The following is a 14,737-nucleotide window of genomic DNA, read 5'->3' as shown; positions in this document are numbered from 1 at the left end:
CGACGCGGAGTTTCAGCCCTTGTGGCCGCCTCCGGCGCCCCACGACGATCCGAAATCCTGCTGCTTCATCGCGGGCCGAAGACGCTTCTCCATGTCGCGATCGACGAAGTAGTCCTTGAGCTTATCTTTCGTGAGCTCGTTGCCGATCGCCGCCATGATCATCGACTGGTCGAGCGACAGGTACCGCTCCGCGATCGTGCCGCTGTGCACCGCCACGGCGTCGTAGAACCCGCCGGGGCCGTAGGCGCCGAGGTCGTGCTCGATGCCGCGGAGGTTGCTCATCACGCCCTTGCGGTCGTAGGGCAGGGCGAGGAACGCGGCGTGCGGGGTGACGACGCCGTCGCCGAACTCGGGCGCGGGATTCGTGCCTGCCGTGCACCCGGGGCGGTCGATGTCGACGTCGGTCTGCTCGGCGTCGGAGGTGTAGCCGTCGGACCGCATCCCCGCGATGTCGACCCCGTACTCGGCGTACCCGCCGAACGGGTTGCTGGCGGGCGAGAAGCCCCAATAGCCGTAGCCGGCCTCATCGAGTCCGTGCTGCTTCTGCACGGCGACCGTGATCGGGTGGTTCAGCTTCCAGGACTTCGGTCCCCACTTCGTCTCGGGGACGAGGAGGTCGGGCATCAGCGATTCGAACATGCTGCCGCCCCAGCTGGGCACGAAGGACATGCCGTCGTAGCTGTACGCGCCCTCCCAGACCTCGACGCCGTCGTAGGTGCGGTACTCCCCCTGCGGGAGCTGCTCCTGCCAGGCGAAGTCGCAGCCAGGGGGCATCGTGCGGTGCGTGCCGTTCAGCGCCTTCGCGGGGATCTGCCCGTTGGCGATGCCGAGGTAGGTCGCGATGCGACTCTCACTCACCGTCGTGTCGTAGTGATGACACGTGTAGTAGGCGGTCTCGCCCGATCCGTTGTACATCGGCGCCTCGACGCTGCAGTCCGGGGGCGCCGCATCCCAGAATCCGCCCCGGTTCGTGCCGGCGGGGAGCCCGGCCGCACCCGCGGGGTCGAAGAACGAGGCGAAGTCCATCGAGTCGTAGAGGGCATCGGCCTGGGCCGCGAGCCGGGGCTCGGCCTCGCGCACGATGCGCAGCGCGGCCGCCAGCCATCCGTTGTCCACTGTGCTGAGGAACGGGTACACGGGGTCTCCGGAGTCGGGCCAGGTCGTCAGCTTCTCCCCCGTCGTCGGGGAGTACCAGTTGTAGAACATGCCGCTCGCGTCGTTGCGCTCGAGCTCCGACAGGGTGTCGAGGGTGGCCGAGAGGCGGGAGCGCGCCTCGGCGGCGCTGATGACCTTGAGGTCGCGCGCCGTGACGGTCGACCAGAGGTAGCCGCCGATGTTCGTGGGCGAGGTGTATGCGCTCGCCGTCTCGAGGTCACCGGTGACGTTGTCGGCCGGAAGCCCCGTCTCCTCATCGGTCATCGCCACCAGGGATTGCCAGGTGTCCTCTGCCCATCGCTTCAGGTCGCGGGTGCCCGATCGGTCGTCGCCCGCCGCCGCGGGGCCGGCGAGAGTCAGTCCGGAGACGACCAGTCCGACGGTCGCCACTGTGCTCATCCAACGCTTCATCGTGTCTCCTCATCGAGAACGGCGCCGCAGAATAAGCGCACCGATGTGCGAAAACCTAACACGTGTTAAGTGTTCGCTCAACCCCCTCTCGGAGCTGTAGCAGCTTGCTACAATGGCACCCATGAGCAGCACGATGCCCACTCGAGTGGATGGCGACCTGTTCGAGGTCGCGAAGTCGATCGGCGCCGAGTCGAGTCGCAGCGCGGCCCAACAGATCAACCACTGGGCGCGAATCGGGCGTGAGTTGGAAGCCTCACCGCGGGTGAGCCACCGCGATATCCGTCGCGTGCTCGCGGGCGAAGCCTCTTATGACGATCTCGGCGAACGCGATCAAGCCGTGGTCCGAGCAGCCTGGGATGAACAGATCGTCGACCGGCGCGCTCGGCTCGATCTCGCCGCAGAGTTCACCAGGGCGGGCCGGAGCTGGACAGAAGCGGATGCCGACGGGAACGCCGTCACTCTCGGCGACAGCGCGGACTCCTGACGCGTGCCGGTCCTCCACCTGCTCGCCGGACCGAACGGTTCCGGCAAGTCCACTTACGTCGACCACATCCTCGGGCCCGCGACCGGTCTCCCTTTCGTCAACGCAGATCTGATCGCAGCGGAGCACTGGCCCGCCGACCCGGCCGAGCATGCCTATGAGGCATCGCGGCGTGCGGCCGACGCTCGCACCGAGTTGCTGGTCGCGCAGAGATCGTTCATCACAGAAACCGTCTTCAGCCACCCCAGCAAGGTCGACCTCGTCGCCGAAGCGGTCGGTCGCGGCTATCTCGTGCATCTTCACGTCATGCTGCTTCCGGTGGACGTGAGCGTGGCCCGCGTGGCCGAACGCGTGCGAGCAGGCGGGCACGATGTTCCCGAGCACAAGATCCGCGAGAGGCATGCTCGGCTGTGGGAACTGATCGCGCAGGCCCGTCGTGTCGCAGATCGCGTGGAGTTCTTCGACAACAGCACCGCGCGCGCGCCGTTCCGCCTCGTCGCGACGTACGAACAGGGAACGCCGGTGGGCGCAGTCGACTGGCCGGCGTGGACGCCGGCCGCCATCGCCGGCTGAGCCTTTCCCCCTCAGCGCGGCGCGTGCGCCTCGAGGAACTCGTACACGTCGGTGGTGTCCACCCCGGGGAAGCTGCCGGTCGGCAACGTCGCCAGCAGGGTGCGCGGGGTCTTCACGTTCGGCCAGGAATTCTCCCGCCAGCGCTCCTCGAGGTCGGCCGGCGCCCGGCGGCAGCACACCTCGACCGAGTGCTTCGACACCCCGCGATGCGGAGTGTCCCTCCCGACGAACCACTTGGTGTCGTCGAAGCGCACACCCACGCTCACGGAGTGCAGTCCTTCGCTGGACGACTCGACGCGGGCGGTGCACCAGTACGTGCCGTTCCCCGTGTCGGTGTACTGGTAGTACGGATTGAAGCGGTCGTCCTCGTCGAAGACCACGCGGCTGGTCCACCGGCGGCAGCACATCTGCCCCTCGATGGCGCCGAGCCGGTCGGTCGGGAAGTTGACGTCGTCGTTCTCGTACGCCTTGGTGATCGTGCCGGATTCGTGCACCTTCAGAAAGTGCACCGGGATGCCGAGATGGCGGGTCGCGAGGTTCGTGAAACGGTGCGCCGCCGTCTCGTACGACACCGAGTAGGCGTCGCGCAGGTCTTCGATCGAGATCGCACGGCGCGTCTTGGCCTCCTGCAATGCGGGAACCACGTGGGCCTCCGGGATGAGCAGGGCGCCGGTGAGGTAGTTGGTCTCTACGCGCTGACGCAGGAACTCCGCGTAGCTCCGCGGCTCTGCATGCCCCAGCATCCGACTGGAGAGCGCCTGCAGCACGGCGGTGCGCGCATCCCCCTTCGCGGGCACGCTGCTCGACAGATACAGTCGGCCGTTCGCCAGATCCGCGACGCTGCGGGTGGTCTGCGGGAGGTCGGGTGCGTAGTGCAGCGAGAAGCCGAGATACGCGGCGATCTCGGATGCCGTGCGCTGCGTGAGCGGTCCGCCCGGATGCCGCACGGCGGCGAGTATCTCGGAGGCCTTCGCCTCGAGGTCCGCGAAGTGGTTGTCCTGCCGCCGCATGAGGTGCCGGAGTTCGACGTTGGCGCGGCGGGCCTCTTCCGGAGTCGCTGCCCGCTCGTCGCGGAGGCGGTCGATCTCGCCGTGCAGCGCGAGCAGCGCCTTGAGCGCCTCGGTCGGCACGGACTTGGCGATGCGGAACGGGTCGATGCCGAGCGCCTGGAAGGTCTGCCCCTTCATCGCGCGCTCCAGGGCGATCTCGATCGCGCTCCGCTCATCCAGAGGCTCTCCTTCCAGCAGGGCATCGAGCGTGACGCCGAGAGCCCGAGCGATCGCCTGCAGCTGGGTGAGCTTCGGCTCGCGTTTGCCGGTCTCGATCATCGACAGCTGACTCGGGGCGCGGTCGACGGCCGCAGCCAGGTCTTCGAGGGTCATCCCCCGCGCCGTGCGCAGCTGGCGGATACGCCGGCCGATCGTGAGGGCGTCGGTGTCTTCTGCGGCGTCAGCGGTGACCATGGCGCCGATTCTGTCACAGAAACAGAATTTCCAGCATTCTTCACTCCCTGATCGGTCAGCCAGGAGTCGGAACTTCACACAGAGTGGATGCCAAGCCACCCACTCTCACCGAGGAGACACCATGACGAACACCACAGGAACCCCCGCACCCCGCCCCGCCGGCCTGCGAGCCGGCGACCAGGTGCAGACCGCCGCGGAACTCCAGGAGATCTGGGAGACCGACCCCCGCTGGGACGGCGTCGAGCGCACCTACACCGCGGAGGACGTCATCCGCATCCGCGGCTCGGTCCGCGAGGAGTCGACGCTCGCCCACCGCGGCGCCGAGAACCTCTGGAACCTCCTGCACACCGAGGACTACGTGCGGGCACTCGGCGCCTACACCGGCGGCCAGGCCGTGCAGCAGGTGCGGGCCGGACTCAAGGCCATCTACCTCTCGGGGTGGCAGGTCGCCGCCGACGGCAACCTCGCGGGCCAGACCTACCCGGACCAGTCCCTGTACCCGGCGAACTCGGTGCCGGCGGTCGTCCGCCGCATCAACAACGCGCTGATCCGGCAGGACCAGCTCGAGCACGCCGAGTCGTTCGACGGCGCGGGCGAGATCACCCAGGACTGGCTCGCTCCGATCGTCGCCGATGCCGAAGCCGGGTTCGGCGGGCCGCTGAACGCCTACGAGCTCGCGCAGTCGCTGATCCAGGCGGGCGCCGCCGGCATCCACTGGGAGGACCAGCTGGCCAGCGAGAAGAAATGCGGCCACCTCGGCGGCAAGGTGCTCGTGCCCACCCAGCAGCACATCCGCACCCTGAACGCCGCCCGTCTCGCGGCCGACGTCGCCGGCGTGCCGACCGTCATCATCGCCCGTACCGACGCTCTCGCCGCCGACCTGCTCACGAGCGACGTCGACGAGCGCGACCAGCAGTTCACCACCGGCGAGCGCACGAACGAGGGCTTCTACCGGATCCGCCCCGGCATCGAATCGGTCATCAGCCGCGGCCTCGCCTTCGCCCCCTACGCCGACCTGCTCTGGGTGGAGACGGGCGAGCCCGACATCGCGCTCGCCCGAGAGTTCGCCGCGGCCGTCCACGCCGAGTTCCCCGGCAAGCTCCTCGCGTACAACTGCTCGCCGAGCTTCAACTGGAAGAGCCACCTGTCGGATGCCGAGATCGCGACGTTCCAGCAGGAGCTGGCCGACCTGGGCTACAAGTTCCAGTTCATCACCCTTGCCGGCTTCCACGCCGTGAACCACTCGATGTTCGACCTCGCCCGCGGCTACGCCGAACGCGCCATGAGCGCCTACGTCGAGCTGCAGGAGGCCGAATTCGCCGCCGAGGCCCACGGCTACACCGCCACCAAGCACCAGCGCGAGGCAGGCACCGGCTACTTCGACGTCATCTCCACCGCGCTCAACCCCGACAGCGCGACCCTCGCCCTCGCCGGCTCCACCGAAGCCGCGCAGTTCCACTAAGCCGAATCCTTCGTCTCGCTCCGCTCGCTCAGGAACCGGTTCCTGAGCGAGGAGCGCAGCGACGAGACGAAGGGCCACCACGCAAAGGACTTCAGATCATGACCACTCCCACCACCACCGCTCCCATCCAGACCACTCAGCAGGGTCCGGCGATCACCGTCACCGGCCCTCTCCGCGACCGCTACGAGGAGATCCTCACGCCGGAGGCCGTCGCGTTCCTCACCGAGCTGCATCACCGTTTCGCGTCGCGTCGCCATGACCGGCTCGCCGACCGGATGCGCCGCCGCTTCGAGATCGGCAACGGGCACGACCCGCGCTTCCGTGACGACACCCGTCACATCCGCGACGATGCGGACTGGCGCGTGGCCGGTGCAGGTCCCGGGCTCGAGGACCGCCGCGTCGAGATCACCGGTCCGACCGATCCGAAGATGACGATCAACGCGCTGAACTCCGGCGCGCGGGTCTGGCTCGCCGACCAGGAGGATGCCACCAGCCCCACCTGGAAGAACGTCATCGAGGGGCAGCTGTCGCTCCGCGACGCGATCCGCGGCGAGCTCTCCTACACGAACGCCGACGGTCGTGAGTACCGCGTCACCGCCGAGCGCACGCCCACGATCGTGATGCGCCCGCGCGGCTGGCATCTGCCCGAAAAGCACGTGCAGTTCATCGATCGGGCGGGCCGCCGCACCGCGGCATCCGGCTCGCTGGTCGACTTCGGGCTCTACTTCCTGCACAACGCGCAGGCACTGATCGACGGCGGGCGCGGTCCGTACTTCTACATCGCCAAGCTCGAGTCGAGCGAGGAGGCGAAGCTGTGGGACGACGTCTTCTCGTTCAGCGAGGAGTACATCGGCATCCCGCACGGCACGATCCGCGCGACGGTGCTCATCGAAACGCTGCCCGCAGCCTTCGAGATGGACGAGATCCTCTACGAGCTGCGCGACCACTGCGCCGGCCTCAACGCCGGACGCTGGGACTACATCTTCTCGATCATCAAGAACTACCGTGGCCGCGGCGCACGCTTCGTGCTCCCCGACCGCAGCGAGGTCACGATGACCGTGCCGTTCATGCGGGCGTACACCGATCTGCTGGTGCAGACCTGCCACAAGCGGGGAGCCTTCGCGATCGGCGGCATGAGTGCGTCCATCCCGAACCGCCGCGACCCCGAAGTGACCGCCCGCGCGATCGAGAAGGTGTCGGCCGACAAGAAGCGCGAGGCCGGCGACGGCTTCGACGGCACCTGGGTGGCGCATCCCGACCTGATCGCGACTGCGCAGGCCGAGTTCGACGCGGTGCTGGGCGATCGGCCCAACCAGGTCGACCGGCAGCGCGACGACGTGCACGTCGAGGCGCGCGACCTGCTCGACCTGCGGATCGGCAGCGCGGTCACCGATCGGGGCGTTCGTGACAACGTGTCCGTCGCGATCCGCTACCTGGAGGCCTGGTTGCGCGGCCTCGGCGCGGTCGCGATCGACAACCTGATGGAGGATGCTGCAACGGCCGAGATCAGCCGCTCGCAGGTGTGGCAGTGGATCCACCAGGACCGCACGACCCAGGACGGCACACCGATCACCGTGGAGTACGTCGAGGGCCTCATCGCCCAGGTGCTCGGCATGGCGACCCGGAGCGCCGGGGATCGGTTCGATGACGCAGCGGAGATCTTCCGCGAGGTCGCGCTGCGGGAGGAGTTCCCCACCTTCCTGACCCTGGGCGCATACAGCCGGTTCCTCGTCGACGAGGACTGATCCTCCCCAGAAAAGCCCCCGGTCGTCCGTCTGCTGCGGATCGGCCGGGGGCTTCTCCCTGCGCCCTTGCGAAACCTGTGGAGAACGCCTGCCGCCGGTCTCCGTTCTCCGTAGGTTCGGCGGATGACGATCCCGCCAGCACCCCCACTGCCCCGTCTCACTCCCGCCGCGATCCGCGTCCGCCTCGCGTCGTCGATCGCTCTCAGCACGGTGGCCGCCGTCGCATCCGCGACGGTGCTGGCCTTGCAGGTGTTCGAACCGGAGCGTGACCTGTTCATGCCGTCTGCGGCGACCGCACTGATGATGGTGTTCGATGTGAGTTCCGCGTACTGGCTCGCGCCACCCATCGTCGCGCTCGTGCTCGTGGCGGGCCTGCCCCGTCGAAGACAGCTCCACGCGCTTCCGGTCGTGCTCGGGATCGTCGCGATCGGTCTGACCTTCCTCTGCCATCTCGTGCCGCGGCTCTTCGAGCTGAGCGCGTTCCTCCGCAGCGTCTCCCTGTGATCCTGGGGATCCGATCCCGCTGTCCTCCCCGAGGCGTAGCCTGAATCCATGACCGACGTCTGGACGACCATCGCCGACGAGTTCCTGCACCTCTCCCGCTCCGGCGTGCGAGCAGTCGCGGTCGCGGGACAGGACCCGGAGCGCTCTCGTCGCGCCGCCGACTCTCTCGCCGCCGCCCTCGCAGCGACGGGTCAGCAGGTCACGCGGGCGCACAGCGCCGACGGCGATGAGACCGGGCTCCGCGCGGACGTGATCGCCCCCTTCCGCGCCGCACCGCGAGACGATCGCGTGCTGGTCGTCTCGGGTCCTGCGGCTCTCCTCAGCGAGACCGCGCGGGGCATGTGGAACTTCACCCTGTGGCAGCTCGCAGGCGACGAGCCGCCGCACAGCGTGGCATCCGCCCTCGTCGACGTCACCGATCCGGAGAATCCGACGCGGCGCTTCGCGGACTACTGCGCCCTGCCGGCGTCGTACGGCGCCTGACGCCAGAGCAATTCACAGCACAGCGCCGATCGGCATCAGGTGAACGACGCCGCGACCGAGTTGCGGTGATAGTCGAACACGATGCTGGTGCGCGTCGAGGCGACACTGCTCTGCGCTGAGAGGTGCTCGAGCACGAACTCGCGCATCTCCGAGGAGTCCGCGACCGCGATGTGCAGCAGGAAGTCGTCATCGCCGCCGAGGAAGAACAGCTGGATCACCTGCGGCAGCACGCGGACGCGCTCCGCGAACTCGACGATGCTCTCCCGGCGCCCGCTCGGGCGCAGCGTGACTCCGATGACGGCCTGGAGTCCTGCGCCCAGCATCCGTTCGTCGACACTCGCGTGGAATCCGCTGATGACGCCCCGGTCGACGAGGGCGCGGAGGCGCGCATGGGCGGTCGACGGCGCGACCCCGAGGTGACCCGCCAACTCGGCGTTCGTCATCCGCCCGTCTGTGGAGAGCAATCGCACGATCCTGGTGTCGATCGCGTCCAGTGCGGGGGCCCGAAGAGTATTCGTCTCCGGGGCCGATGCAGCAGTCTCCATACGAATGATTATGCAGGATGCGGTCTCTGAGCGAATCTTCTTCACTGAATCTGGTGCGCAGTCGACGTTTCTGCGATTCTGAATCACCGTCCGCGCACCACCCCACTCTGGAGGATCGATGAAGATCGGCGTGCCCACCGAGGTCAAGAACAACGAGAACCGCGTCGCCCTGACTCCGGCCGGTGCTGACCGCCTGGTTCACGAGGGTCACCGCGTGCTGGTGCAGTCCGGCGCAGGCGTGGGGTCGCGCATCGACGACGACGCGTACCGTGCCGCCGGCGCCGAGATCGTTCCGACTGCCGCCGAGGCGTGGGGCGAGGCGGATCTGGTGATCAAGGTCAAGGAGCCGATCGCCCAGGAGTACGGCTTCCTGCGCCCCGACCTGACGCTCTTCACCTACCTCCACCTCGCCGCGGACCGCGCGCTGACCACGGCTCTGATCGACGCCGGCACGACCGCCGTGGCCTACGAGACGGTGCAACTGCCCGACCGCAGCCTTCCCCTCCTCATCCCGATGAGCGAGATCGCCGGCCGCCTCTCGGTCACGATGGGTTCCTACTCGCTGCTGCGCTCCAACGGTGGGCGCGGCACGCTGCTCGGCGGCATCGCCGGCACCCCTCGCGCGAAGACCGTCGTGATCGGCGGCGGTGTCGCGGGAGAGCACGCCGCGGCGAACGCCCTCGGCCTCGGCTCGAAGGTCACCGTGATCGACATCTCGCTGCCGCGCCTGCGCGAGCTCGAGCACCGCTACGGCGGGGCATTGGAGACTCGCGCCTCGAGCCGCTACGACATCGCGGAGGAGCTCGCGACGGCCGACCTCGTGATCGGCTCCGTGCTGATCCCCGGCGCTGCTGCCCCGAAGCTCGTCACCGACGAGATGGTCGCCGGCATGAAGTCGGGAGCCGTGCTCGTCGACATCGCGATCGACCAGGGCGGATGCTTCGAGGGCTCCCGTCCGACCACGCACGACGACCCGACTTTCGCGGTGCACGACGCCATCTACTACTGCGTCGCGAACATGCCCGGCGCCGTGCCCGAGACGGCGACCCGCGCCCTGACCAACGCGACGCTGCCCTACGTGTCCGCGATCGCCGGCAAGGGCTGGGAGCGCGCGGCATCCGAGGATCAGGCACTCGCGAAGGGGCTCAACGTGCAGGGCGGACGCATCACTCTGGATGCTGTCGCCCAGGCCCACGGCTTCGCGACCGCCTGAGTTCTCCCGGAACGCAGCCTGGATCAGAATTGTCGCTCCGCGAGTCCGCGCAGCGACAATTCTGATCCAGACCGCTCTCACGAAAGAACCCGGATTCTTCGTGCCGACTCGCCCGGCGGACCCACCACCGACCCGAGTACGCTCGTAGTCGTGACCGAACGCGCTCCCCTCTCCCGCAAACTGTCCGCGATCGCCGAATCCGCGACCCTCAAGGTCGACGCCAAGGCGAAGGCTCTCAAGGCCGAAGGCAAGGATGTCGTCTCCTACGCCGCCGGCGAGCCCGACTTCGCGACGCCGCAGTTCATCGTGGATGCCGCAGCCGAGGCTCTCGCCGACCCGGCCAACTACCGGTACACCCCGGCAGCAGGCCTTCCCGCTCTGCGCGAGGCGATCGCGGCGAAGACGCTCCGCGACTCGGGACTCGAGGTCTCCCCCAGCCAGGTCATCGTCACGAACGGCGGCAAGCAGTCCGTCTACCAGGCCTTCCAGGCGGTCGTGAACCCGGGCGACGAGGTCCTGCTCCCCGCCCCGTACTGGACCACGTACCCCGAGGCGATCCGCCTCGCCGACGGCACCCCGGTCGAGGTGTTCGCCGGAGCCGAGCAGGAGTACAAGGTCACCGTCGAGCAGCTCGAGGCCGCCCGCACGGAGCGCACGACCGCGCTCGTGTTCGTGTCACCGTCGAACCCCACCGGATCCGTCTACACCGCCGACGAGACCAAGGCGATCGGCGAGTGGGCGCTCGAGCACGGCATCTGGATCATCAGCGATGAGATCTATCAGAACCTCACCTATGCTTCGTCAGGCTCAGGAACCGCCGTCAAGGCGACGTCCATCGTCGAGGCCGTGCCCGAGGTCGCCGGCCAGACGATCCTCGTGAACGGGGTCGCCAAGACCTACGCCATGACCGGGTGGCGCGTGGGCTGGATGGTCGGCCCGGTCGACGCCATCAAGATCGCCGGCAACCTGCAGTCGCACCTGTCGAGCAACGTGAACAACGTCGCTCAGAAGGCGGCGATCGCGGCACTCAACGGGCCGCAGACCGAGGCCGAGCAGATGCGCGAGGCCTTCGACCGCCGCCGCACGCTCATCGTGTCGGAGCTGTCGAAGATCGACGGCCTCGTCGTGCCGAACCCGCTCGGCGCCTTCTACGTCTACCCCGATGTGCAGGGCCTGCTCGGTCGCACCTGGGGCGGCGTGACCCCGACGACGTCGCTCGAGCTCGCCGATCTCATCCTCGAGCAGGCCGAGGTCGCGGTCGTCCCGGGCGAGGCGTTCGGCCCGTCGGGCTACATCCGCATGTCGTACGCGCTCGGCGACGACCAGCTCCTCGAGGGCGTGCAGCGCCTGCAGCGACTGTTCTCCTGAACCCGACCGGCCCGGCCGGGCTGGCGGCCCGGCCTGTCAGTCCTCGAGCCGGAATCCGACGAGCCAGCGGATGCCGTAGCGATCGCTGAGCGTGCCGTCGAAGTCGCCCCATGGCCGCTTCTGCAGCGCGTCGATCACTCGGCCGCCGTCTGCGAGCGCGTCGAACCATCCGGTGAGAGTGACGGCATCCGCCGTGCCCAGCAGCGACAGGAACATGCCGTTCATCTGCACGGCGTCGTCGTCGACGCCGGCATCTGCCCCGGCGAGCGCCACCGGTCCGCTGAGCTGACCGTGAGCGATCGCGTCGCCAGGGCCGTCGTGCCGCCCGGCCTGCGCGTAGTCCCTCAGCTGCAGCGCGCCGCCGAAGACCGACTGGTAGTGGCGCAGGGCCTCCGCCGCGTTGCCGGGGAACAGGAGGTAGGGCATGGGTGCGCTCATGCCGCGAGTGTAGCCCCGGGTTCCGACGCCCCTACAGCTCGACGCCGACGAGGACGGGCTCCGGCTGCAGCACGAGCCCGAACTCGGCGTGCACGCGGCTCTGGATGAACCGTGCGAGCTCGGCGACCTCACCGGCCGTGGCACCGCCGCGATTGGTCAGGGCCAGCGCGTGCTTGGTCGACACTCCCGCCCGCGAGCGCGGCAGCTTGAACCCCTTGCGGATGCCGGCCTGCTCGATGAGCCACGCCGCGCTCACCTTCACATCCGGAGCCGCGGTCTTCGCCGTCGGGATGAGGCCGTCGTAGGAGGCCAGCGGGATGACCGTTACGGTGTCGAGGTCGGGCGCGACAGGCCAGCGCGGGCACTCCGGCGGAAGGGCCCTGGCCACCGCCTCGGGGACGATCGCGTTCTGGAAGAACGAGCCTACGCCGTGGGTGTCGGGGTCGCCGTCATCGATCAGCATCCCCTTCGAGGCGCGAGTCGCCAGAATGCGTTCACGCACCCAGCTCAGCGGCACCGGTGCCTCGTCGACCAGTCCGAGTGCCCGCCGCAGCTGCTCGCCGCGCACGACGCGCTCGTCGGCCACGAGCAGGTCGAACGTCGCCGACAGGATGACCGCCCGTCGCGCCGGCACGCTGCCGTAGTGGTGCTTGAGCACGGAGGTGCGGAAGCCGAGGCCCAGTTCGGATGCCGGCACGACGGAGATCTCGCCCGAAGATTCATCGATCAGTTCGACTTCGACCAGGGTCTCCTGGATCTCCTGCCCGTAGGCGCCGATGTTCTGCACCGGGGCGGCACCGGTCGTTCCCGGAATCCCGGACATCGCCTCGAGTCCGGCGTAGCCGTGGCCGACGGCGTAGGCCACCAGGTCGTCCCAGCCGTGCCCTGCCTGCACCCGCAGACGGATGCGGCCGGCGTGCGGCGACGGCAGCTCTTCGATCCCACTCGTCCGCACGCGGATCACGGTGCCCTCGAACTCGTCGTCCCCGACGAACAGGTTCGAACCGCCGCCGAGCACGAACCAGTCGTCGCCGCTCGCCCAGGTCTCGCGCAGAGCCTCCACGAGCGCTGCGGTCGTCGAGGCCTCCCGCATCCGCTCGGGGGCGGCGCCGGTGCGCAGCGTCGTCAGCTGCGAGAGACGGAGGGGCTCAGTCCGGGGCATCTCGGCGGGCGTCATCCGATCGCGACGCGCAGCTGCGCCTTGACGAGCACGGTGGTCTCGCCGAACGTGACCTTGAGATCGATGCGGGCCGTCGTGTCATCGACTGCGCCGACCGTCGCGACGATGCGGATGTCGGCGCCGTCGACCGGGTCGACGACGACCGGCTTCGTGAAGCGCACGCCGTAGTCGAGGATCTTCGCACCGGGCTCGAGGGCGGCGACCACGACGGACGAGGCGACCCCCATCGTCAGCATCCCGTGGGCGAGTACGCCGGGAAGACCGACGGATGCCGCGATGTCGTCGCGGTAGTGGATCGGGTTGAAGTCTCCGGATGCCCCGGCGTAGCGCACCAGCGACTCCCGGGTGAGGTGGACGTCGCGTTCGGCGATGACGTCTCCGACGGTGTAGCCCATCAGGCGCCCTCCCCCTCGTCCGCGCCGACCAGCAGGACGCTGGTCGCGGTCACCACGTGCTCGCCGGCGGTATCCGAGATGGCGGCCTCGCTGGTGATCATGGCGTTGCCGCCCATCATCCGGATGGCCGTGACCCGCAGCTGTCCGGTGAGTTCGTCCCCCGCGACGATCGGTCGCGTGTAGGTGAAGCGCTGTTCGGCGTGGATCGTGCGGGCCAGCACGATGCCCGAGTCCTCCAGCGCGAGCAGCTGCTGGAGCGTCTGGTCCTGGATGACCATCGCGAACGTCGGCGGAGCGACCACGTCGGCGAACCCGAGGGCGCGCGCGGCCTCGACGTCAGTGTGCTGCGGGGCATCGGCGAAGACGGCACGAGCGAACTCGCGCACCTTCTCACGGCCGACGAGGTACGGGGCGGTCGGCGGGAACTCCCGGCCGACAAGATCTTGGTTCACTGCCACCCCTCGATCCTACTTCGGCGACGCGGGTCCATCCTTCTTGCGCCCCCGGATCGCCTTCAGCGCCATCTGCACCGCGATCACGACGAGGTATGCCGCGAACAGCATGTTCCCCACCGCGGGGTCGAGGAGCGTCGCGAGCCACGCGCCGAGAGCGGTCGTCGTGCACGCGGAGACGCCGATCACCGCGGCGGCCCGCAGGTCGACGTTGCGGTGCCGCATGTTGCCGACGGTTCCCGAGATCGCGGTCGGGATCATCATCAGCAGTGAGGTGCCCTTCGCGATGAGGTCGCTCGTGCCGAACGCCAGCATCAGCACCGGCACGACGATCACGCCGCCGCCGACCCCGATGAGCCCGGCGAGGATGCCGGTGCCGACGCCGACGACCAGCAGCGCGATGCCGGTGATCCAGGAGAGTTCGAGCACCGCATCCCGCGAGGGGATGACGAGGAAGAGGCTGACGATGACCACGAGCAGGAAGCCGACGAAGCCCCAGCGCAGGGCCGTCTGCGAGATTCGCGGCAGGAGGCGCGTGCCGATCTGTGCCCCCACCACGGCTCCCGCGGCGAGGATGATGGCGGGGACCCACGCCACGGATCCCGACACGGCATAGGAGATGACTCCGACGCTGGCGGTCGGCACGATCGCCGCGAGCGAGGTGCCGGCCGCGAGGCGCTGGTCGAACTGCAGGAGAAGCACGAGCAGCGGGACGATGACCGTGCCGCCGCCGACGCCGAAGAGTCCGGACAGGAGCCCCGCGAGGAGGCCGATCCCGATGAATGCCAGGTAGGCGCGAGGCCCTCGGGTCAGGGTCTCTGCATCGCTCACCGGATCAGCCTACTCGCGGGGCTCTCCCGCTCTCGACG

At 68.9% G+C, this 14,737-nt stretch carries 16 protein-coding genes; 8 read left to right on the top strand and 8 right to left on the bottom strand.

Features of this window, described 5'->3' with window-relative positions:
• Positions 1-12: 12 nt before the first annotated feature.
• Positions 13-1,554, bottom strand: a complete 1,542-nt coding sequence (locus QFZ21_RS17620; protein ID WP_307380140.1) for a glucoamylase family protein — start codon at positions 1,552-1,554, stop codon at positions 13-15.
• Positions 1,555-1,687: 133 nt separating this feature from the next.
• Between QFZ21_RS17620 and QFZ21_RS17615 the strand changes: the two genes are divergently transcribed.
• Both QFZ21_RS17615 and QFZ21_RS17610 read left to right on the top strand, forming a co-directional pair.
• Positions 1,688-2,050, top strand: a complete 363-nt coding sequence (locus QFZ21_RS17615; RefSeq protein ID WP_307380138.1) for a hypothetical protein — start codon at positions 1,688-1,690, stop codon at positions 2,048-2,050.
• Between the two features lie 3 nt (positions 2,051-2,053).
• Positions 2,054-2,620 carry an AAA family ATPase gene (locus tag QFZ21_RS17610; RefSeq protein ID WP_307380136.1) on the top strand — a complete coding sequence of 189 codons (567 nt, stop codon included), beginning with the start codon at positions 2,054-2,056 and terminating at the stop codon, positions 2,618-2,620.
• Positions 2,621-2,631: 11 nt separating this feature from the next.
• On the opposite strand, the gene QFZ21_RS17605 is transcribed toward QFZ21_RS17610, so the two are convergent.
• Positions 2,632-4,083 carry a helix-turn-helix transcriptional regulator gene (locus QFZ21_RS17605; protein ID WP_307380135.1) on the bottom strand — a complete coding sequence of 484 codons (1,452 nt, stop codon included), beginning with the start codon at positions 4,081-4,083 and terminating at the stop codon, positions 2,632-2,634.
• Positions 4,084-4,204: 121 nt separating this feature from the next.
• On the opposite strand from QFZ21_RS17605, the gene aceA reads away from it, so the two are divergent.
• The 4 genes from aceA to QFZ21_RS17585 all read left to right on the top strand — a co-directional run bounded on the left by aceA (position 4,205) and on the right by QFZ21_RS17585 (position 8,277).
• Entirely contained in the window at positions 4,205-5,545 is a 1,341-nt protein-coding gene (gene aceA, locus QFZ21_RS17600; protein ID WP_307380132.1) for an isocitrate lyase, read from the top strand.
• Positions 5,546-5,643: 98 nt separating this feature from the next.
• Complete coding sequence (gene aceB / locus QFZ21_RS17595; RefSeq protein WP_307380131.1) at positions 5,644-7,290, top strand: malate synthase A; 1,647 nt, start codon at positions 5,644-5,646, stop codon at positions 7,288-7,290.
• Positions 7,291-7,413: 123 nt separating this feature from the next.
• The gene (locus QFZ21_RS17590) at positions 7,414-7,794 is read left to right on the top strand and encodes a hypothetical protein (protein WP_307380129.1); all 381 of its coding nucleotides are present in this window, start codon (positions 7,414-7,416) and stop codon (positions 7,792-7,794) included.
• A 48-nt stretch (positions 7,795-7,842) separates the two neighbouring features.
• On the top strand, positions 7,843-8,277 hold the full coding sequence (locus QFZ21_RS17585; RefSeq protein ID WP_307380127.1) for a hypothetical protein: 435 nt from the start codon (positions 7,843-7,845) through the stop codon (positions 8,275-8,277).
• A 35-nt stretch (positions 8,278-8,312) separates the two neighbouring features.
• Here the strand turns inward: QFZ21_RS17585 and QFZ21_RS17580 are convergent, their stop codons facing one another.
• On the bottom strand, positions 8,313-8,822 hold the full coding sequence (locus tag QFZ21_RS17580; RefSeq protein ID WP_307380126.1) for an Lrp/AsnC family transcriptional regulator: 510 nt from the start codon (positions 8,820-8,822) through the stop codon (positions 8,313-8,315).
• Between the two features lie 118 nt (positions 8,823-8,940).
• On the opposite strand from QFZ21_RS17580, the gene ald reads away from it, so the two are divergent.
• Entirely contained in the window at positions 8,941-10,035 is a 1,095-nt protein-coding gene (ald, locus tag QFZ21_RS17575) for an alanine dehydrogenase (protein ID WP_307380124.1), read from the top strand.
• A gap of 150 nt (positions 10,036-10,185) precedes the next feature.
• On the top strand, positions 10,186-11,403 hold the full coding sequence (locus QFZ21_RS17570) for a pyridoxal phosphate-dependent aminotransferase (protein ID WP_307380122.1): 1,218 nt from the start codon (positions 10,186-10,188) through the stop codon (positions 11,401-11,403).
• Between the two features lie 36 nt (positions 11,404-11,439).
• Here QFZ21_RS17570 and QFZ21_RS17565 read toward each other — a convergent pair whose 3' ends face one another.
• The 5 genes from QFZ21_RS17565 to QFZ21_RS17545 are packed head-to-tail and all read right to left on the bottom strand — an operon-like array spanning position 11,440 to position 14,699.
• Complete coding sequence (locus tag QFZ21_RS17565; protein ID WP_307380120.1) at positions 11,440-11,841, bottom strand: VOC family protein; 402 nt, start codon at positions 11,839-11,841, stop codon at positions 11,440-11,442.
• A 31-nt stretch (positions 11,842-11,872) separates the two neighbouring features.
• Positions 11,873-13,003 carry a UDP-N-acetylmuramate dehydrogenase gene (locus QFZ21_RS17560; RefSeq protein WP_307380118.1) on the bottom strand — a complete coding sequence of 377 codons (1,131 nt, stop codon included), beginning with the start codon at positions 13,001-13,003 and terminating at the stop codon, positions 11,873-11,875.
• An 11-nt stretch (positions 13,004-13,014) separates the two neighbouring features.
• Positions 13,015-13,416, bottom strand: coding sequence for a MaoC/PaaZ C-terminal domain-containing protein (locus QFZ21_RS17555; RefSeq protein WP_307380116.1), 402 nt, complete (start codon positions 13,414-13,416; stop codon positions 13,015-13,017).
• The gene (locus tag QFZ21_RS17550) at positions 13,416-13,874 is read right to left on the bottom strand and encodes a MaoC family dehydratase N-terminal domain-containing protein (RefSeq protein WP_307380115.1); all 459 of its coding nucleotides are present in this window, start codon (positions 13,872-13,874) and stop codon (positions 13,416-13,418) included. Before QFZ21_RS17550 ends, QFZ21_RS17555 begins: the two co-directional genes overlap by 1 nt.
• A gap of 9 nt (positions 13,875-13,883) precedes the next feature.
• Positions 13,884-14,699: a sulfite exporter TauE/SafE family protein gene (locus QFZ21_RS17545; RefSeq protein ID WP_307380113.1), complete on the bottom strand. Its 816-nt coding sequence runs from the start codon at positions 14,697-14,699 to the stop codon at positions 13,884-13,886.
• Positions 14,700-14,737: the final 38 nt, after the last annotated feature.

Source organism: Microbacterium sp. W4I20 (assembly GCF_030816505.1).
GTDB lineage: Bacteria > Actinomycetota > Actinomycetes > Actinomycetales > Microbacteriaceae > Microbacterium.
The sequence above is the reverse complement of the archived record's forward strand: the minus strand, read 5'-3'. Positions and strand labels throughout refer to the sequence as shown.